This is a genomic window from Allobosea sp. P2_B12, from assembly GCF_056404835.1.
This window is the reverse complement of record NZ_JBFUDG010000001.1, coordinates 303,681-322,988: the sequence shown is the minus strand read 5'-3', so window position 1 is coordinate 322,988 and position 19,308 is coordinate 303,681. Positions and strand designations below refer to the sequence as shown.

Annotated in this window: 20 protein-coding genes; 10 read left to right on the top strand and 10 right to left on the bottom strand. The window is 67.0% G+C overall.

What is annotated here, in order from left to right; all coding sequences use genetic code 11:
- Positions 1-97: 97 nt before the first annotated feature.
- The 5 genes from AC1DYU_RS01595 to AC1DYU_RS01575 all read right to left on the bottom strand — a co-directional run bounded on the left by AC1DYU_RS01595 (position 98) and on the right by AC1DYU_RS01575 (position 5,574).
- Positions 98-1,018: an AAA family ATPase gene (locus AC1DYU_RS01595; protein ID WP_476790122.1), complete on the bottom strand. Its 921-nt coding sequence runs from the start codon at positions 1,016-1,018 to the stop codon at positions 98-100.
- 53 nt (positions 1,019-1,071) lie between these two features.
- Positions 1,072-1,629 carry a LysE family translocator gene (locus tag AC1DYU_RS01590; protein ID WP_158483133.1) on the bottom strand — a complete coding sequence of 186 codons (558 nt, stop codon included), beginning with the start codon at positions 1,627-1,629 and terminating at the stop codon, positions 1,072-1,074.
- Positions 1,630-1,680: 51 nt separating this feature from the next.
- Positions 1,681-2,484 (bottom strand): FAD binding domain-containing protein, encoded by an 804-nt coding sequence (locus AC1DYU_RS01585; protein ID WP_158483081.1) that lies wholly within the window; start codon positions 2,482-2,484, stop codon positions 1,681-1,683.
- 129 nt (positions 2,485-2,613) lie between these two features.
- Positions 2,614-4,977 (bottom strand): xanthine dehydrogenase family protein molybdopterin-binding subunit, encoded by a 2,364-nt coding sequence (locus AC1DYU_RS01580; RefSeq protein WP_158483082.1) that lies wholly within the window; start codon positions 4,975-4,977, stop codon positions 2,614-2,616.
- 84 nt (positions 4,978-5,061) lie between these two features.
- Positions 5,062-5,574: a (2Fe-2S)-binding protein gene (locus tag AC1DYU_RS01575; protein ID WP_476790121.1), complete on the bottom strand. Its 513-nt coding sequence runs from the start codon at positions 5,572-5,574 to the stop codon at positions 5,062-5,064.
- A 314-nt stretch (positions 5,575-5,888) separates the two neighbouring features.
- Between AC1DYU_RS01575 and AC1DYU_RS01570 the strand changes: the two genes are divergently transcribed.
- Complete coding sequence (locus AC1DYU_RS01570; RefSeq protein WP_476790120.1) at positions 5,889-7,250, top strand: methyl-accepting chemotaxis protein; 1,362 nt, start codon at positions 5,889-5,891, stop codon at positions 7,248-7,250.
- Positions 7,251-7,302: 52 nt separating this feature from the next.
- Here AC1DYU_RS01570 and AC1DYU_RS01565 read toward each other — a convergent pair whose 3' ends face one another.
- The gene (locus tag AC1DYU_RS01565; protein ID WP_158483085.1) at positions 7,303-7,755 is read right to left on the bottom strand and encodes an SRPBCC family protein; all 453 of its coding nucleotides are present in this window, start codon (positions 7,753-7,755) and stop codon (positions 7,303-7,305) included.
- A 170-nt stretch (positions 7,756-7,925) separates the two neighbouring features.
- Between AC1DYU_RS01565 and pcaB the strand changes: the two genes are divergently transcribed.
- From pcaB to pcaC, 5 genes are read left to right on the top strand one after another with little or no spacing between them, the layout of a single operon-like run.
- Positions 7,926-9,314: a 3-carboxy-cis,cis-muconate cycloisomerase gene (pcaB, locus tag AC1DYU_RS01560; protein ID WP_476790119.1), complete on the top strand. Its 1,389-nt coding sequence runs from the start codon at positions 7,926-7,928 to the stop codon at positions 9,312-9,314.
- A gap of 3 nt (positions 9,315-9,317) precedes the next feature.
- The gene (locus AC1DYU_RS01555) at positions 9,318-10,571 is read left to right on the top strand and encodes an aconitase X (RefSeq protein ID WP_476790118.1); all 1,254 of its coding nucleotides are present in this window, start codon (positions 9,318-9,320) and stop codon (positions 10,569-10,571) included.
- Positions 10,562-10,972, top strand: a complete 411-nt coding sequence (locus AC1DYU_RS01550) for an aconitase X swivel domain-containing protein (RefSeq protein WP_476790117.1) — start codon at positions 10,562-10,564, stop codon at positions 10,970-10,972. The genes AC1DYU_RS01555 and AC1DYU_RS01550 overlap by 10 nt, the downstream gene beginning before the upstream one ends.
- Before the next feature lie 48 nt (positions 10,973-11,020).
- Positions 11,021-11,815 (top strand): 3-oxoadipate enol-lactonase, encoded by a 795-nt coding sequence (gene pcaD / locus AC1DYU_RS01545; RefSeq protein WP_476790116.1) that lies wholly within the window; start codon positions 11,021-11,023, stop codon positions 11,813-11,815.
- 9 nt (positions 11,816-11,824) lie between these two features.
- Positions 11,825-12,220, top strand: coding sequence for a 4-carboxymuconolactone decarboxylase (gene pcaC, locus AC1DYU_RS01540; RefSeq protein WP_476790115.1), 396 nt, complete (start codon positions 11,825-11,827; stop codon positions 12,218-12,220).
- 10 nt (positions 12,221-12,230) lie between these two features.
- On the opposite strand, the gene AC1DYU_RS01535 is transcribed toward pcaC, so the two are convergent.
- Positions 12,231-12,755 carry a flavin reductase family protein gene (locus AC1DYU_RS01535; protein WP_158483091.1) on the bottom strand — a complete coding sequence of 175 codons (525 nt, stop codon included), beginning with the start codon at positions 12,753-12,755 and terminating at the stop codon, positions 12,231-12,233.
- A gap of 154 nt (positions 12,756-12,909) precedes the next feature.
- The gene (locus AC1DYU_RS01530; protein ID WP_476790114.1) at positions 12,910-13,614 is read right to left on the bottom strand and encodes a GntR family transcriptional regulator; all 705 of its coding nucleotides are present in this window, start codon (positions 13,612-13,614) and stop codon (positions 12,910-12,912) included.
- 262 nt (positions 13,615-13,876) lie between these two features.
- On the opposite strand from AC1DYU_RS01530, the gene AC1DYU_RS01525 reads away from it, so the two are divergent.
- The 3 genes from AC1DYU_RS01525 to AC1DYU_RS01515 are packed head-to-tail and all read left to right on the top strand — an operon-like array spanning position 13,877 to position 16,485.
- Positions 13,877-14,215 carry a cupin domain-containing protein gene (locus AC1DYU_RS01525; RefSeq protein ID WP_158483093.1) on the top strand — a complete coding sequence of 113 codons (339 nt, stop codon included), beginning with the start codon at positions 13,877-13,879 and terminating at the stop codon, positions 14,213-14,215.
- Positions 14,212-15,444: an NAD(P)/FAD-dependent oxidoreductase gene (locus AC1DYU_RS01520; protein ID WP_476790113.1), complete on the top strand. Its 1,233-nt coding sequence runs from the start codon at positions 14,212-14,214 to the stop codon at positions 15,442-15,444. Before AC1DYU_RS01525 ends, AC1DYU_RS01520 begins: the two co-directional genes overlap by 4 nt.
- Before the next feature lie 30 nt (positions 15,445-15,474).
- Entirely contained in the window at positions 15,475-16,485 is a 1,011-nt protein-coding gene (locus tag AC1DYU_RS01515; RefSeq protein WP_476790112.1) for a 4-hydroxyproline epimerase, read from the top strand.
- 56 nt (positions 16,486-16,541) lie between these two features.
- Here the strand turns inward: AC1DYU_RS01515 and AC1DYU_RS01510 are convergent, their stop codons facing one another.
- Entirely contained in the window at positions 16,542-17,354 is an 813-nt protein-coding gene (locus AC1DYU_RS01510) for an NAD(P)H-dependent oxidoreductase (protein WP_476790111.1), read from the bottom strand.
- A 92-nt stretch (positions 17,355-17,446) separates the two neighbouring features.
- Here AC1DYU_RS01510 and AC1DYU_RS01505 point away from each other — a divergent pair, with 92 nt between their 5' ends.
- Positions 17,447-18,373: a LysR family transcriptional regulator gene (locus AC1DYU_RS01505; protein ID WP_158483096.1), complete on the top strand. Its 927-nt coding sequence runs from the start codon at positions 17,447-17,449 to the stop codon at positions 18,371-18,373.
- A gap of 53 nt (positions 18,374-18,426) precedes the next feature.
- Here the strand turns inward: AC1DYU_RS01505 and AC1DYU_RS01500 are convergent, their stop codons facing one another.
- Positions 18,427-19,305 (bottom strand): alpha/beta fold hydrolase, encoded by an 879-nt coding sequence (locus AC1DYU_RS01500; RefSeq protein WP_476790110.1) that lies wholly within the window; start codon positions 19,303-19,305, stop codon positions 18,427-18,429.
- Positions 19,306-19,308 lie beyond the last annotated feature (3 nt).

Sequence of the window (19,308 nt, the reverse complement as noted above, 5' to 3'; positions counted from 1 at the left end):
CGCTTTTCCTTTGTTGCCGTCCCGTCACGATCAGGCCCTGGGCCGACCATGTCTTGCAAGAGATCCGGGTCTGCGTCTCGCTCGGGAATGGTGCAGACTATCCCCTCGCCTCCGCCTTCGCCTGATCCAGCAGTTCCTTGACCTTCGAACCCTGCATCGCCTGGATGTCGTCCTGGTATTTGAGCAGCGCGCCCAGCGTATCGGAGACCAGCGCGGGATCGAGCGCGACCGCGTCGAGCTCGACCAGCGCGGTTGCCCAGTCGAGCGTCTCGGCGACGCCCGGCGCCTTGAACAGCTCCTCCTTGCGGATCGCCTGCACGAAACTCACCACCTGCCTGGCGAGCTTCGCGGGGGCATGCGGCGCGCGCGCCTTCAGGATCGCGAGTTCGCGGGCAGCGTCGGGATAGCCGACCCAGTGATAGAGGCAGCGCCGCTTCAGCGCGTCATGAATCTCGCGGGTCCGGTTCGAGGTCAGGATCACGATCGGCGGCTCGGCGGCCCTGATCGTGCCGAGCTCGGGAATCGTCACCTGCGAATCCGCCAGAACCTCGAGCAGGAAGGCCTCGAAGGCCTCGTCGGTGCGGTCCAATTCGTCGATCAGCAGGATCGGAGCACCGCCTTCCTGCGGTTCGAGCGCCTGCAGCAGCGGCCGCTTGATCAGGTATTTCTGCGAGAAGATGTCGCCTTCGAGCCGCTCCCGGTCGCCGGTTGCGCCACCGGCTTCCGCCAGCCGGATCGCCATCATCTGCCCCGCATAGTTCCACTCATAGACGGCCGAGGCCAGGTCCAGCCCCTCATAGCATTGCAGCCGGATCAGCTTGCGCCCGAGCGCGGCCGAGAGAACCTTGGCGATCTCGGTCTTGCCGGTGCCGGCCTCGCCTTCCAGCAGCAGCGGCCGCTTCATCCTGAGCGCCAGGAACAGCACCGTCGCCAGCGCACGGTCGGCGACATAACCCTGACTTTGCAGGAGGGTGAGCGTGGCATCAATGGAGGTGGGGAGCGCGGTCTTGTTGGGCATCGATCAGCGTCCAGTCGCAGCGGGCCTGCCGCAAGTCGGGCAGGCCACCGGCATTATCGGGTCGACCATCCAAACCACAGCGCCACGGCGGCCATGCTGACCGCAGCACAGCGACGGATCGCACGCTCGCGCGCCGGATGGAAGAGCAGCGAGCGGGCACCGCTCGCTCCCAGCACCAGCGCGGCATGAATCGCGGTCGCAATCAGGACGAAGGTCGCAGTCAGCAGCAGAAGCTCTTCGCGCAGCGGCTGCGCCGGGAGGAAAAGCGGTAACACTGCGACATAGAACACCGCGGCCTTGGGATTGATCAGATTCGTCAGCAATCCCCGCCGGAACGACAGGACAAGGTCCTCGCCGACCCCGGCAGGCGGATCGCGCCATGCATCGAAGGCCAGCCAGAGCAGATAGGCGACGCCAGCGAACCGGAGACCTAACGCCGCCAGCGGAAACTGCGCGCTGACGAAGGAGAAACCCAGCGCGGTCACCAGCCCGAGCACCGCCAGCCCGAGCGCGACCCCGGCGACTGCCGCCATTCCCGCGCGCCAGCCTTTCGCCAGGCTCAGCGCGACGAGATAACCCATATTCGGTCCGGGCGTCAGCTCCGCGACCATGGCCGTCAGGACGAACTCCCAGAACCGCACCGGTTCATGCCGGACGAGGGACTACTTGCCTGTCGCCTGCGCCACCGCCTGCTTGGTCATCACCCCGATGAGATGCGCGCGGTATTCCGGGTCGGCATGCATGTCGCCATTGATGCCCTTGGCCGGGTGCTTCAACCCATCGAGCGACTTCGGCGCGAAGCGGGCCTTGAGCGCCGCCTCCGCTTCCGGCCAGCGGAAGACACCGCCCTCGCCTGCACCGGTGACGGCGACGCGGATGTCGCTGCCGCGCTTGGCGACGAAGACCCCGACCAGCGCATAGCGCGAGGCCGGGTTGCGGAACTTGGCGTAGCCCGCCCTGGAGACGATCGGGAACACCACCTTGGTGATGATCTCGCCCTCCTCCAGCGCCGTCTCGTAGAGCCCGGTGAAGAAGTCGTCGGCGACGAGCTTGCGCTTGTTGGTGACGATCGTCGCGCCCAGCGCCAGCAGCGCCGCCGGATAATCCGCCGCCGGATCGTTGTTGGCGACGGAGCCGCCGATCGTGCCGCGATGGCGCACATGCGGATCGCCGATGTGCGAGGCGAGATAGGCAAGCCCCGGAATCGCCTCCTGCACGATCGCCGATTCCGCGACCTCGGCATGGGTCGACATCGCGCCGATGACGACGGTGCGGCCCTTGCGCACGATGCCCTTGAGATCGCCACAGGCGCCGAGATCGATCAGCGCGGTGGGCGCGGCCAGGCGCTGCTTCATCGTCGGCAGCAGCGTGTGGCCGCCAGCGAGGATCTTGGCGTCCTCCTTCTTGGCGAGGAGGCCGGCTGCCTGACGCGAGGAGGCCGGGCGGTGATAGGTGAAGGCGTACATGGTCGTTCTCCGCTCGTGTCCAGAACCGTCATGCTCGGGCTTGACCCGAGCATCTCATCCGGAGCGTGCCCTGACGCATCATTCGGAGAGAGATGGCCGGGTCAAGTCCGGCCATGACGCGTGAATCGTCTATTCGGCTGCCATTCTCGTGATGCTCTTCTGCGCAGCGCGCCAAACCGCCTGCGGCGTCGCCGGCATGGCGATGTCCTCATGGCCGAGCGCGTCGGTGATGGCGTTGATGACGGCGGGCGGCGCGGCGATGGCGCCGGCCTCGCCGCAGCCCTTGATACCCAGCGGATTGGAGGGGCAGGCCGTGACGGTCATGCCGACCTCGAAGGATGGCAGGTCGTCGGCGCGCGGCATGCAGTAATCCATGAAGCTCGCTGTCACGAGCTGCCCGTCGCTGTTGTACTTCGCGCCTTCGAGCAGCGCCTGGCCGACGCCCTGGGCGATGCCGCCATGGACCTGGCCCTCGACGATCATCGGGTTGATCACGTTGCCGAAATCATCCACCGCCGCCCAGCGCTCGATCTTCGTGACGCCGGTCGCAGGATCGATCTCGACCTCGCAGATATGGACGCCGGCCGGGAAGGTGAAGTTGGTCGGGTCGTAGAACGCCCCCTCCTTCAGGCCGGGCTCCAGATCCTGCCCGTTGAACTTGTGGGCGACATAGGCCTGCAGCGCACACGACCCGAAATCGAGCTTCCGATCTGTGCCTTTGACGCTGAAATGCCCGTCCGCGAAGTCGATATCGGCCTCGTCGGCCTCCAGCACATAAGCCGCGACCTTCTTGCCCTTGGCGATGACCTTGTCGACCGCCTTGAAGATCGCCGACATGCCGACGGCGCCCGAGCGCGAGCCATAGGTGCCCATGCCCATCTGCACCTTGTCGGTGTCGCCATGGATGATCGAGACGTTCTCGATGGGGATGCCGAGCTTGTCGGAGACGAGCTGGGCGAAGGTCGTCTCATGGCCCTGGCCATGGCTGTGCGAGCCGGTCAGAACCTCGACCGTGCCGACCGGATTGACCCGGACCTCGGCCGATTCCCATAGGCCGACGCCGGCACCAAGCGAACCGACGGCGGCCGAGGGGGCGATGCCGCAGGCCTCGATATAGGAGGAGAAGCCGATGCCGCGCAGCTTGCCGTTGCGGGCGGAGTCGCGCTTGCGCTTGCCGATGCCCTTGTAGTCGATGATCTCGAGCGCCTTCTTCAGCGCCGCGCCGTAATTGCCGGCATCGTACATCATGATCACCGGCGTCTGGTGCGGGAACTTCTTGATGTAGTTCTGCATCCGGAACTTCGCCGGATCCCGGCCGAGCTGGCGGGCGGCGACCTCGATCAGCCGCTCGACCACGAAGGTCGCCTCCGGCCGTCCCGCCCCGCGATAGGCGTCGACCGGTGCGGTGTTGGTGTAGACCGCATCGACCTCGGCATAGATCGCCGGGATGTCATAGGAGCCCGACAGCAGCGGCGCGTAGAGATAGGTCGGCACCGAGGAGGAGAAGGTCGAGAGATAGGCGCCGAGATTGGCCGTCGTCTTGACCCTCAGACCGGTGATCTTGCCGTCCGCGTCGGTCGCAAGCTCGGCATGGGTGACGTGGTCGCGGCCATGCGCGTCCGACAGGAAGGCCTCCGTGCGGTCGGAATTCCACTTCACCGGCCGCCCGACCTTCTTCGCCGCCCAGACGCAGACCGTCTCCTCGGCATAGATGAAGATCTTCGAGCCGAAGCCGCCGCCGACATCGGGCGCGACCACCCGCAGCTTGTTCTCCGGCGCGATGCCGATGAAGGCCGAAAGCACGAGCCGCGCCACATGCGGGTTCTGGCTGGTCGTGTAGAGCGTGAAGACGCCATCGCCGTCATCATAGTCGCCGACGGCCGCGCGCGGCTCCATGGCGTTCGGCACGAGGCGGTTGTTGACGATGTCGAGCCTGGTGACGTGCTTTGCCGCCTTGAAGGCGGCTTCGGTCTCGTCCTTGTTGCCGAGATGCCAGTTGAAGACCGTGTTGTCGGGCGCCTCGGCATGGACCACGGTCTTGGCTCCGGCGGCACTGGCCGTATCGACAACCGCCGTCAGCACGTCGTAATCGACCACGATCGCCTCGGACGCGTCGCGCGCCTGCGCCAGCGTCTCGGCGACGATGACGCAGACATGGTCGCCGACATAGCGGACCTTGCCCTGCGCCAGCGCCGGATGGGCTCCGGCCCGCATCGGCGAGCCGTCCTTGTTGTGGATCATCCAGCCGCAGATCAGCCCGCCGACCTTGTCGGCTGCGAGATCGTCGCCGGTATAGACACCGAGAATGCCCGGCATGCCGGCTGCGGCCTTGAAGTCGATCGACTTGATCGTGGCATGCGCATGCGGCGAACGCAGGAAATAGGCATGGGCCTGGCCGGGCCGGTTGATGTCGTCGGTGTAGCGGCCCTGGCCTGTGATGAAGCGATGATCTTCCTTGCGGCGGACTGAGGCGCCGATTCCGGTGGCCGACATGGTGCTTTCCTCCTCAGCGCGCCTCTGACGGGCACGTCATGATTCCAAGACAAAGCCCGCGCGGATGGCGCGGGCTGCGGCGTCTCACTCGGCGGCCTGGCGCGGAGGCTCCTTCCGATCCATCGACTGCCCGGCCATCGCCTCGGCACCGGCGGCGACGGCTTTCACGATGTTGTGGTAGCCCGTGCAGCGGCAGATGTTGCCGTCGAGATCCTCCCGGATCGTCTTCTCGTCGAGCACATGGCCGCGCCGGTTCACGATATCGACGGCGGACATGATCATGCCGGGCGTGCAGAAGCCGCATTGCAGGCCGTGATGCTCGCGGAAAGCCTCCTGCATCGGATGCAGGGTCCCGTTCATGGCCAACCCTTCGATCGTCATCACCGAGGCACCCTCGAGCGAGACCGCCAGCACCGTGCAGGCCTTCGCCGCCTTGCCGTCGATATGCACGACGCAGGCACCGCACTGGCTGGTGTCGCAGCCGACATGCGTGCCGGTGAGGCGCAGATTCTCGCGCAGGTACTGCACCAGCAGCGTGCGCGGATCGATCGACGCAGTGACGGCTTTGCCGTTCACCGTCATGGACACGGTAGCCATTGGAATTCCTCCTGAAATCCGGGTCTCGCGCCCGGCGCGTGAGATAATCTGGCGCCGCGCTGGGAGCGCTGCTCGCAGGCAGAGCGCCAGCTTCTCCTTGGAACAGCTTTAAACCGAATGTGGACCCGCGTTTTTGCGCGGTCAAGCCGCTGGCATATTGCGAGAGGGTGGTGTTTGGCGACGATTTCGCGCCATTTCGGCAAAATCTCTCATCCCGACGCCGCAGGGCCCCCGGTTGCAGGGTCGCCGGGCCATTCTCCTATTTTTAACCGGCAGGCGACATCGTGCTGTTCCCAGCAAGGATTCCAGCCTCGATGGCCGATCGGCCCGCCCTCTCCACCCGCGATCAGATGGAACGCCGTCTGCGATCGATCGGCTATGACGAGCGCCAGCGGTCGCGCCTGCCGTTCTATGCCGCCGAGGTCGCACGCGTGATCGACGCGATCGTGGAGAGCGATTTCGCCCGCGCGATGGTCATCAATCCCGCCCTGCAGGAACAGATCGAGCCTGTCGCGGCAGAACTCTATGCCGCTGAAAAGAGCCATTTCCGCTGCGTGTTCGCCGGGGATTTCGGAGAGGCTTACGCCGCTTCGGCCGAAGCGCTGTGCCATCTCGAACTGCAGGCCGGGCTCGGCCCGCGCCCGCGCGTCTCGATTGCCATGGCATTGATCAACCGTCTCAGCCGGAAGCGCCGTTTCGGTCACTTCCTGCGCCCGAGGGAACTGGACAAGGACCTGTTCCTGATCGAACGGATCCTGACCTTCGATACCAACACGGCCGTGGCGATCGGCCACGAAATCAGTGCCGACGACGCGCAGCGCCGGGCCGGAATCCTCGACGAGGCCGCCGCCGCGCTGAAGGCGAAGATCGGCGTGATCGATGCTTCGATCGCAGAGGCGGTCACACAGTTCGGGCAGTCGGGCGAGGATACGCGCCGTGCCACGGCCTTCATCACGCTCAAGGTCGCATCGCTCGAACAGACATCGCTGCTGGTGCGCGAGCGCTCGGCGCAGACCGCTGCCGCCACCGAGGAGATGTCGGCCAGCATCGCCGAGATCGGACAACGGGCCCAACAGAGCCTCTCGATCGCCAACCGCGCGGTGGGCGACGCCGACGAGATGAATCTCGCCACCACCCGCCTGCGTCAGGTCTCCGACAGCATCGGTGCCGTGGTCGGCATGATCGCGGACATCGCGGCGCAGACGAACCTGCTCGCGCTCAACGCAACGATCGAGGCCGCCCGCGCCGGCGAAGCCGGCCGCGGCTTCGCGGTCGTCGCGTCCGAGGTCAAGTCGCTCGCGACCCAGACGGCCAGCGCGACGCAGGACATCGCCCGCCACATTGCGGAGCTCGCCGGAAGCGCGGAGGCCTGCGGCGGACATGCAGCGGCCATCGGCTCGACCATCGGCGAGATGCGGCTGAACTCGCAGGCGATCTCGGACGCCGTGTCGCAGCAGGGCCAGGTCACCTCCGCCATCGCGCATGATGCCGCCGAGGTCGCCGCCAGCTCGGAGGAGGCCATCACGGCCGCAAGCGAGGTCAACCGGAGCCTCGCGGAAACCGCGCGGACGATCGACCGCGCCAATGCGGCCGCGACCGGGATCGCCATGCAGGTGGGCGCGGCGGAAGCGGCCGTCAGCACGGCTCTCAACGCGCTCCGCCGGGCCTCGCGCTGATCGCGACAACCGGCTCAGCCTTCGCTGACCAGTCGAAGACCGAGCGCGCGACTCAGCCTTCGCCGACCGCTTTGGCGAAATTGGCGAAGAACTCGTCGGCGAGCTTCTTCGAGACCGAATCGATCAGCCGCGAGCCGAGCTGCATCAGCTTGCCGCCGACCTGAGCCTCGACATCGTAGCGCAGCAGCGTCTGGCCATCGCCGGCATCGCTCAGCGCGACCTTCGCACCGCCCTTGGCGAAGCCGGCGATGCCGCCCTCGCCCTCGCCCTGGATGCGGTAGCCATTGGGCGGATCAAGATCGACCAGCTCGACCTTGCCCTTGAAGCTCGCCTTGACCGGCCCGAGCTTGACCTTCACCACCGCCGAGAAATGCGTGTCGTCATCCTTGCTGAGCTGCTCGCAGCCGGGAATGCAGGCCTTCAGGACCTCGGGATCGTTGAGCGCGGCCCAGACCGTATCTATGCCGGCAGGCAGCGTCACCTCGCCATTCATCGTCATCGCCATGGCGCTACTCCCTCAGGTCCGTGCCGCAAAGTTCCGGCTCCTGTTGCAGCCGGCCCCGCCCCGGGTCTATCCAAGGCTGTCGCGCCTATCCATGAGCGGAAAGCGCCCATCGGCACAAGAGGACGAAGCGTGACGACCGACCGCAGCCGCCGCATGACGCAACGCCACCGATGATCCCCAACGCACCCGGCCTGTTCGGCGAGCTCTTCGTCGATTCCGAAATGGCTTCGGCGATGAGCGATAGGGCGCTGTTGCACGGAATGCTCGGTTTCGAGGCGATGCTCGCAAGCGCGCTGGACGCCGAGGGTGTCGCGCCGGAGGGTACGGCGATTGCCGTCACCCGACAATGCGACCCCGACCTCTACGATATCGCCGAGCTCGGCCGGGCCGCGACGCTGGCCGGCAACCCCGCGATCCCGCTCGTGAAGGCGCTGACCGCCCGCGTGGCCGCAGCATCCCCCGAACATGCCAAATGGGTGCATTACGGTGCGACCAGCCAGGACGTCATCGATTCCGGCTTTGTCCATGTCATCGGCCGCGGGCTGAAGCTCATCGATATCAGGCTCAACCGGCTGGTTGATGCCATGCGTCCGCTGATCGAGACGCATCGCGCGACACCCATGATCGGCCGGACCTTCCTTCAGCAGGCGGTCCCGATCAGCTTCGGGGTCAAGACCGCGCTCTGGCTCGACCCGTTGCTGGAGAGCCGGCATATCCTGAACGATAGTCTGGAGACGCCGGTCGTCCAGTTTGCCGGAGCCGCCGGCACGCTGGCCGCGCTGGGTGATGATGCCGGGCGTGTCCAGGCGCAGTTCGTAGACGTGACGCTGGGCGCACCATCCTCCCTGATCCCCTGGCACACGCAGCGCCATCGCAACGCCCGGCTGGCGGCGGAACTCGGCATCCTCACCGGCAATCTCGGCAAGATCGCACGCGACGTCTCGCTCATGGCCCAGACCGAGATCGGCGAACTCGCCGAGCCCGAGGCGCCCGGCAAGGGTGGCTCCTCGGCGATGCCGCACAAACGCAACCCGGTGGTGTGTACCCTGATCCTCGCGGCTGCGCAGCGTGCGCCGGGCCTGGTCGCCACCATGCTCGCCGCGATGCCCCACGAGCACGAACGCGCGCTCGGTGGTTGGCACGCCGAATGGCCGACGCTGCCCGAACTCTTCCGCATCACCGGCTCGGCGCTGGCACAGATGGTCACCCTAATCGAAGGCTTGCAGGTCTTTCCCGAGCGCATGCGCGCCAATATCGAGATCACGCAAGGGCTGGTCATGTCGGAGCGCGTCTCGATCGCCCTGGCTTCCGCACTGGGCAAGTCGAAGGCTCATCACCTGCTCGAGGAGGCGAGCCGCGCCTCCATCGCCGAGGGACGCCATCTGCGCGAGATCCTGGCCAGCATGCCGGCCGTGACCGACCATATCGACGCGGCCGCACTTGCCGATCTTTTCGATCCGACGAGCTATCGCGGCGCGTCGGACGCGATCATCGACCGGGTGCTCGCCCGCTGCGAGGCGCCTTCGACGCCGCGCGCCTCGACGCCTGCGCAGGGGTGATCGGTGGTTGACCTCACAGCCGAACAGCAGGTCGTCGCCGCCGGCCAGGACGGCGCCGCCATGGCGATGCGCATCGTCGCCCAGGCCGCCCGGTTGATGGGCGCGCCGCGGCTGATTCCCGTCGCCTCCGCCCATATCGACGGCGCGCTCTATCACGGCGATTCCGGCACGCTTTTCGCCGAGAAGCTGGTCGAGGGCGGGGCCCGCGTCGGCGTGCGCGCGACGCTCAACGTCGGCTCGCTCTCGCCCGCCGGCTGCGCGGCGATCCGCCTGCCGCCGCATCAGCGCGACATGGCGGCCCGGATGATGCGTGCCTATGAGACAATGGGCTGCGAGCCCTCCTGGACCTGCGCGCCCTATCAGGCCGGGCACCGGCCGGCGCAGGGGACGGATGTCGCCTGGGGCGAATCCAATGCCGTCGTCTTCTGCAATTCAGTGCTCGGCGCCCGCACCAACCGCTATGGCGATTTCCTCGACATCGCCTGCGCCATCGCCGGCATCGCGCCCGATTACGGGCTTCATCGTCCGGAGAACCGCGTCGCAACGCTGCTGATCGATGCGAGCGGGTTGAGCCGGGCGCTGCGCGCCTCGGACGTGTTCTACCCCGTGCTGGGCACGATCCTCGGCCGCGCGGCCGGCACGGCCGTCGCCGTGATCGAAGGCCTGCAGGGTTGCACGACGGAAGACCGGCTCAAGGCGCTGGGCGCGGCTTCTGCCTCGGCCGGCGGCGTCGGCCTGTTTCATGTCGCCGGCGTGACGCCCGAGGCGCCCGACGCCGCCACCGTGCTCGGCGGCGTGCCGCCCCGCGAGACCCTGACGCTGACACCCCAATTCGTGCAGCAGGCGTTGTCGGGCCTTTCCACCGCCGGAGAGACCGACCGCATCGACGCCGTCGCCATCGGCTCGCCGCATCTCTCGCTCGCCGAGATCGACGAGGTCGAACGCCGCCTCGCCGGCCGCAGACTGACGGCGCCGCTCTACGCCAATACCGGCCGCCATGTGCTGCGCCCGCTGGAGGCGCAGGGCCGCCGCGCCGCGCTGGAACAGGCCGGGGTGATCTTCGTCATCGACACCTGCGTCGTCGTCACGCCGATCCTGCCTGAGATCGTGGGCGCGGTGCTGATGACCAATTCCGGTAAATTCGCCCATTACGCGCCGGGAACGACCGGTTATGCCGTGACCTATGGCTCGCTTGGCGAATGTGTCGAGAGTGCCGTCGCCGGCCGCCTCGTCAGGGAGCGACAGGCATGGTCGTGAACGCGGAAATCCTGATTCCTGGTGTCGAGGTTTCCGGCCGCTGCCTCGCGCTGATGGCGCCAATCAGCTTCTGGGGCGGGGTCGATCCGCGCTCCGGCACCATCATCGACGCGCGCCATCCGCAGCTTGGCGAAGACATCGCCGGCACCGTGCTGGCCCTGCCGGGCACGATCGGCTCGTCATCGGCGTCCGCCGTGCTGCTCGAACTGGTCCATGCCGGCAAGGCGCCCGCCGCGCTGCTGATGGACGCGCCCGACGCCATCCTGCTGCTCGGGCTGGTGGTGGCGCGCGAGATGGGCTGGCCGACGCCGCCTGCCTTGCGTCTGCCGGCTTCAGAACAGGCCGCTCTTGCCGGCCGCTGGCTTCTGCTGTCGGCGGACGGCAAGATCACCGCGCAATAAGATCACCGCGCAGCAAGCGCGACAGACAGGACGACGGAGACGACGCCGATGCCGATCGAGACCATTGCGGGCGAGCCCTTCAACATCCGCTTCGACGGGCCGGCCGACGCCCCCGTGCTGATGCTGTCGAACTCGCTCGGCACCAATCTCGGCATGTGGGAGCCGCAGATCGCGGAATGGTCGAAGCACTTCCGCGTCCTGCGCTACGATTCGCGCGGACACGGGCTTTCCGTCGCGACCGACCGTGCGGTCTCGATCGCCGCACTCGGCCAGGATGCGCTCGCCATCCTCGACCATTTCGGCATCGAGAAGGCGCATTGGTGCGGCGTCTCCAAAGGCGGCATGGTCGGGCAATGGCTCGCGACCCATGCCCGCCAGCGCATGGGCCGGCTCGTGCTCGCCAACACCGCCGCCCGCATGGGCCCGCCCGATCTCTGGAACGGCCGGATCAGGATGGTGCGCAGCAAGGGCATGGCCATCATCGTCCAGGCCACGCTGGAGCGCTGGTTCAGCCCCGCTTTCCGCCAGAGCGACCCTGCGACCGTGGCGACGGTCAGCGAGATGCTGACCACGACGCCGGCGGTCGGCTACGCCACCTGCTGCGCGGCGATCCGCGACATGGACCAGCGCGAGCCGATCCGCAGCATCGTCAATCCGGTGCTGGTGATCATCGGCAAGGTCGATCCGGCGACGCCTCCGGCGGCCGGACACCTGATCGCCGAGGCCATTCCGGGATCGCGCACGGTCGAGCTCGACGCCGCCCATCTCTCCAATCTCGAGCAGCCGGAGGCCTTCACCAGGGCCGTGCTCGACTTCCTGACCGCCGACTTGCTGACCGCCTGAGGAGACCCCATGGACGACAAGACCCGCTACGAGGAGGGCATGAAGACCCGCCGCGCCGTTCTTGGCCCGGCTTACGTCGACAAGGCCAGCGCCGGCATCACCGAGTTCAACAGCGAGTGGCAGGAGTTCATTACCCGCACGGCCTGGAACGACATCTGGAACCGGCCGGGCCTGATCCGCCGCGAGCGCTCGATCATCGTGCTGGCGATCGCGGCTTCGCTCGGCGCCTGGGGCGAGTTCCGCATCCATGTCCGCGGCGCCATCAACAACGGCCTCAGCCGCGACGACATCAAGGAGGTGCTGCTGCAGACGGCGATCTATGCCGGCGTCCCGGCCTCGAACCACGCCTTCAAAGAGGCAGCCAGCGTCTTCGCCGAGATGGAGGCGGAAGCCGCGCAGGGCTGAGCCTCCCCCGCTACACCGACTCGAAGCGTCGCTTCCGATAGATCAGGCTGGTCGTCTCGGCCGGCTCCCGCCCTGCGCCACCAAGACCAACGACCTCGCCGATCAGGATACGATGGCTGGCGATGTCGTGGACCGCCGTCAGCCGGCAGTCGAAGGCGGCGACCGCCTCCCGCAGTGCGGGCGCGCCCGTCGTGAGCGTGCCCCAATCGCCCTCCGTGAAGCGCGCCTCCCCGTCGATCCCGCGACGGCTGGCGAATATCTCGGCCAGGTCCGCGCCGTCGCCCGGCAACGTGTTGATGCAGAAGACGCCGCTCGCCTCGATCACCGCCAGCGTGCGGCTGGGACGCGCGATGCAGACCAGGACCGTCGGCGGCGAATCCGAGACCGAGGCAACGGCCGTCGCAGTCAGCCCGACACGCCCCTCCGGGCCGATCGTGGTGACGACGTGCACGGCGCTCGCCACCCGCGCCATCGCGTCGCGAAACAGCGGTGCATCGGGCGCAGGCCCCCGCACGGGTCGAAGGGGTTTTGTCATCGCAGTCCGGCTGGCCAGCAAGGGCGGGGTTGCCGGTCATGTAGAGGTTTCTGCCCCGAAAAGCCAGAATCGCCGGCAAGCCAGGCAGGGACGCGTTCTGTAACCGAAGGGCCGGTAAAATATATCAATCGAGGCGACAATGCCGGCGCCTTTCTCACTCGCGATCCAGTGTCGCCAGCAGCCCGTTGCGCAGATGCAGCATCAGAGCGTCGCTCGCCACCATCGCAGCAGTCGGATCGGCCGTCGCCAGGGCCTGCGCGAAGGCAACATGGTGGCCCGCGGCGGGCAGCAGGTCGTCCTGCCGCTCGAAATGATACCAGGCGCGCCGGATCAGGGCCTGCAGCGGCTCGACGGCCCGGGTCGCATAAGGGCTGCGCGCCGCGGCCGCGACGGCCGCATCGAGCTCCTTGTCGAGCCGCATATAGGCGTTGGCGTCGCCATCCACGGCGGCAGCGCGCATCGCACGGGCTTTCTCAACGATGGCGATACGCTCGCGCGGACTGGCCCTTTTGGCGGCATCCGAGGCGATCAGGCGCTCCAGAACCTCGCGCGCATCGAGCGCCGCCATGATGTCGATGGCGTTGATCCCGGCCACCGCCACGCCCTTGCGCGGCAGAACTTCGACCAGCCCCTGCTGCGCCAGGCGGATCAGCGCCTCGCGCACCGGGGTGCGCCCGACACCAACCATCTCGATCATCTGCGCTTCGGTCAAAACCGCGCCCGGCCGCAGCGACAGCGTCACGATCGCCTCCTCGAGCCTGCGATAGGCGATCTCGGTCAGGCTCGGAGCCCCCTGGGGCTGAGACGGCAGGGTGCTGTCGTCATAGGGACCGAGATCAGCGGCCGGCCGCAGGTTCATGCGCTCCCTCCCCGCCTGCGAACCTGGATTGACGCATCGAAAGGCATTGATATATCAATCCTGCATATCGCGCTGGGACGCTACATCTGCAATCTGCAAGCGAAACGGGCTGATGCGCAAGGAGCATTCCGCCATGACCGTGCCGGATGGCTCGACGGCTCGCGCAAGGCTCGACGCGCCGGTGACGCTGATGCAGAACTTGATAACTGCGCAAGGCGCTGTCCGGCGCCCGGCATGCGCCCTCGTCTGACCGGAGACCGCGATGGCCTTCACCTGTTCGGTTCCCGCCATTCCAACCGTCCAGCAGGACGATGACGCGATCCGCATCACCCGCTGGGATTTCGAACCCGGCGCCGTCACCGGCTGGCACAGCCATGGCTGGCCCTATTTCGTCGTGATGCTGGTCGAGGGCACGCTGCGCATCCATGACGGCACGAAGACGACCGACGTGCCGCTCGCGCAGGGCCAAGCCTATATGCGTCCCGCCGGCATCGAGCACGACGTCATGAACGGCTCGGAGCACCCGATCGCCTTCGTCGAGATCGAGGTCAAGCAGCCGGGGGCGCTGAAAGAACTGGCCCTCAAGGAATTGTCATTATGAAGGTCGCCGTGGTCGGAGCGGGCATCGTCGGCTCGGCCATCGCCCATGCGCTGCTCGACGAGGGCCACGAGGTCCTGATCCTCGACAAGGAGGGTCCAGGCTTCGGCCCTTCGCGCGGCAATGCCGGCTGGATCGCCCATACCGACATCCTGCCGATCGCCAGCCCAAAAATCCTCCGGCAGGTCCCGAAGTTTCTGCTCGATCCGCTCGGCCCGCTGGCGATCCGCCCGGCTTATTTCCCGAAGCTCCTGCCCTGGCTGCTGCGCTTCGTGCTGGCGGCGCGGCCCGAAGCCTATGAGCGCTCGATTCAGGGCATCGGCACGCTGCAGCAGCGCGCCCTGCCGGCATGGCTTGCAAGGGCGAAAAGCGCCGGGCTGGAGCACCATATCCACTGCAAGGGCGGGCTCTACGCCTTTACCGAGGCCGGCGCCTTCGAAGAAGCCCGCGAGATCGCCAAGCGGCAGGCGCAGTTTGGCATCAAGGTCGAGATGATCGGCCCGGCCGAACTGCGCCAGTTCGAGCCGGCGCTCAAGGACAAGTTCGTCGGCGCCGCCTTCCACCCCGACACCGCCCATATCAGCGACCCGCTCCAGCTCACGCTTGCCTTGTTCGAAGCGGCCCTGACCCGCGGCGCGACCTTCGAGAAGGCCGAGATCACCAACATCTCGACGGGCGAGCGCCCTGCCCTGATCGGTCGCGACGGCTTCCAGCGTGTCGTCGATCGTGCGGTGGTCGCAGCCGGCGCCTGGTCGAAGCCGCTGGCCGTGGCGCTCGGCGACAAGGTGCCGCTCGACACCGAGCGCGGCTACAATGTCAGCTTCCCCGGCGTGACCGGGCTGACGACGCGACCGGTCGGCTTCGAGGGCCATGGCTTCGTCATGACGCCGCTGGAAAGCGGCCTGCGCCTTGGCGGCGCCGTCGAGTTCGGTGGGCTGGAAGCGCCCCCCAACCATGCCCGCACGAAAATTCTCTACGACAAGGCGAGCCAGTTCGTGGAGGGACTGCCGGCTTTTGAGACCGGCACGCTCTGGATGGGTTTTCGCCCCTCTTTACCCGACTCGCTGCCGGTCATCGGCGGCGCCAGCCGCAACCCGCATGTCGTCTACGCCTTCGGCCATGGCCATTACGGCATGACGCAATCGACCGCGACCGCCGATCTCGTCGCGGCGCTCGTCGCGGGCCGCGCTCCGGCGATCGACCTGACGCCGTTCAGCCCGCGCCGCTTTTGATTCAATCAGAGAACCGACCGAGCCAAACCCATGAGCACTCATACCTTCTTCTGCGTCGATGGACACACCTGCGGCAATCCGGTCCGCATGGTCGCGGGCGGCGCGCCGCCGCTCAAGGGCGCCAACATGGTCGAGAAGCGCGCGCATTTCCTGGCGGAATATGACTGGATCCGCACCGGCCTGATGTTCGAGCCGCGCGGCCATGACGTCATGTCGGGCTCGATCCTCTACCCGCCGACGCGCGACGACGCCGACATCGCCTTCCTCTTCATCGAGACCTCGGGCTGCCTGCCGATGTGCGGCCACGGCACCATCGGCACGGTGACGATGGCGCTGGAGCGCGGCCTCGTCACCCCGCGCGAGGAAGGCGTGCTCAGGATCGACACGCCGGCCGGCCTGGTCACCGCGCGCTACACCCGCAATGGCGACTATGTCGACAATGTCCGCATCACCAACATCGCCTCCTATCTCCACGCGACCAGCCTGACCGCCGAGATCGAGGAACTCGGCGAGATCACCGTCGACGTCGCCTATGGCGGCAATTTCTATGCGATCGTCGATCCCCAGCAGAACTTCTCCGACATCGCCAACATCCAGCCATCCGACATCCAGCGCTGGAGTCCGAAGCTGCGTGCCGCGCTGAACGCGAAATACCAGTTCATCCACCCCGAAAACCCGGCGATCAATGGCTTGAGCCACATCCTCTGGACCGGCGCGCCGACCAAGCCCGAGGCCCATGCCCGCAATGCCGTCTTCTATGGCGACAAGGCGATCGACCGCTCGCCCTGCGGCACCGGCACCTCCTCGCGGATGGCGCAATGGGCCGCGCAAGGGAAGCTCAGCGTCGGCGACGACTTCGTCCATGAGAGCATCATCGGCACAATGTTCCGCGGCCGCGTCGAGGCCACAGCCCAGGTCGGCCCCTTCGAGGCGATCATCCCCTCGATCGAGGGCTGGGCCCGGATGACCGGCTACAACACGATCTTCATCGACGACCGCGATCCCCTCGCCCACGGCTTCCTGGTGACGGACAGGCCATAGCCACCCTTTCGTCCGGAGGGCGCTGCAAGCGATAGCCGGAACGGGGGCAGGTCGCGTCACCTCGTCTCGCGCGCCGCGCTCGCTTCCGTTCCATCGAGATGCAGCATGAAGCCAACAGCACCGGGATCGTTCAGCCCCGGGCGAAGCTGCATGCTGGGGATCAGATAGTCGCCGCCATTCTGCTGCCGGTAGGGGATGGGCGGGGTGGTCGCGAGCGTCCGCATCCTCTCGCGCAAGCGCTCGGCCGTCGCCTCGAAGCCGGCGGCGTCGAGGCGATCGACTCGATAGGCGACGAAGGACGGAAGCACGTCGTAGCCCGGATAATAGAGGATGCCGTGATTGATCGGGAACAGCAGGTCGTCGATCGGCCCGTTGACCCCGCGGGCGGCGTAGTGCTCTTCCCAGCCGCCGGCGGTCACGATCAGCATCGCCCGCTTGCCCGCCAGGGTGCCTTCGCCATAGCGGTCGCCCCAGCGCTTGTCGCTGTGCTCGCCGACGCCATAAGCGAAGCCGTAGGCGAAGACACGATCGACCCAGCCCTTGAGAATAGCCGGCATGGCGAACCACCAGAGCGGGAACTGGAGGATCAGGGCATCGGCCCACAGGAGTTTTTCGATCTCGGCTCTGACGTCTTCGGTCAGCGCATTGGCCTCGAACTCCTTCTTGGAGGCCGCGACGGGCACAAAGCGCGCGTCCGGCGCGAGCGAAGGAAAGTCGGCGCGGTCGACCTCGGATTTCCAGCGCTCGGCATAGAGATCCGACACCCGCACCTCATGGCCTTGGGCCTCAAGTTCCTGGATGGCGACATCGCGCAATGCGCCGTTGAGCGAGCGGGGTTCGGGATGTGCAAAGACGAGCAGGATTTTCATGGTGGGCGATCCCGTGTTGGACAATCGCCCCAAGCTAGGCAACGCGGTAGACATCCGCTACACAACGCTAATGCATATGATTTTGCCGAATAATGGATAAATCGGACATCACGCTCGAGCGCATGCGCAGCTTCGTCCGCGTCGCCGAACGCGGCAACCTGTCGGCGGTGGCGCGGGAACTCGGCGTCGGGCAGTCGACGGTCACGCGGCAATTGCAGGAGCTCGAAGAGGCGGTCGGCGTGCCGTTGCTCAGCAGGACCACGCGACGCGTCACCATGACGGACGAAGGCAGCCGCTACTACGCCAACTGCGTCCAGATTCTTCGCCTCGTCGAGCAGTCCGGCGCCGAGGCGCGGGGCACGCGCGACGCCCCTGCCGGCACGATCCGGATCTCCTGCACGGCCGCCTTCGGCGTGCTGCATGTCAGCCGTCTGATCTTCGGCTTCCAGGACCGCTACCCCGATATCGGGGTCGACCTCAGCCTCACCGACGAGCGCGTCGACCTTGTTCGCGAGGGCAGCGATGTCGCGCTGCGCCTGGGCCCGCTCGGTGACAGCTCGATGAAGCTGAGAGCGCTGGGATGGAGCCGGCGCCTGCTCGTCGCGGCGCCGGATTATCTTGACAAGCGGGGACGACCGGCTTCCCCCCAGGAACTCTCCGTCCATGAGGGCATCCGGATGTCGAACGTGGCGGGGAGCGACACGCTCGTGCTGCACGGCCCCGGCGGCGAGCGCCACACGCTCCCCTTCCAGGGCCGCCTTCGGATCGACCATGGACTGGCCGCGCGCGAGGCTCTCATCGCCGGGCGCGGCATCGCACCGGCCCATCGCTGGCTCGTCGACGATCTCATCGCGGCCGGACAGCTCGAAGCGATCCTGCCGGACTACTCCTTGCCGCCCGTCCCGCTGAGCATGCTGATCGTTCCGGAACGCGCCGGAATCGCCCGGGTCCGGCTGCTGGTCGACTTCCTGTCCGAACAGATCGCCCGCCTGCCCGGAATGGATCAATTGCGACCGTAGCAGACCTGGTGGCCGACAAGGTCTGACGACAAGGCGGTCCGGCTTGCGCCGGCTCAGCCGAGGCTGCGTCCAAGAAAGTCGCGCACCAGCGGCAGGGCTGCATCGAAATGCGTTTCGAGCAGCCAGTGGCCAGCATCCTCCAGCAGGTGCAGTTCTGCCTCCGGCAGATCACGCAGATAGGCTCGCGCGGCTCCCGCCGGCATGTAGCCGTCCTGCGGGCCCCAGACGATCAGCGACGCCGGGCGATGCTGGCGCAGATAGGCTTGGTAGCGCGGGAACCAGGCGAGGTTGTCTTCGAGCTTCTCCATGAGCCCGATCGCGATCTGGCGGCGGACCGGCGTGTCCATGAGCGGCCAATGCAGAGCCCATAGATCCGGCGGCACCGCGGCAGCCACCCGTGGCGAGACCTCGCCGATGAATTCATGCCGGAAGCCGTCCTCGCTCACCGCCTCTTCGAGCGGGTGATGCTTCTGCGCGCTCTTGTCCGCCCACCACGCCTTGATCGCCGCATATTTCGGGCCAAGCTCATCTTCATAGATGTCGCCGTTCTGCACGATCAGCGCGGCAATCCGCTCGGGATGGGCGATCGCATGGCGAAGCCCGATCTGCGATCCGTAGTCATGCAGCCAGAGCGCGTAGCGGTTCAGTCCGAGCGCCTCCGTCACCGCCGCCAGCGTGCCGGCATAGCCATCGAAATCGTAGTCGAACCGGCCGGGCTCGGGTGTCTCGCTATAGCCGAAGCCCGGCCAGTCGAACGCCAGGGTGCGCCAGCGATCGGAAAGGGCGGGCATGAGCCGGCGAAACTGGAAGGATGAGCAGGGATAGCCATGCGGCAGGACCAGAACAGGCGCGTCGGGCGGGCCGGCTTCCCGCAGGAACAGCCTGCATCCATCGATATCGAGATGGCGGTGGCGAACGCCGCGATCGTCCATATA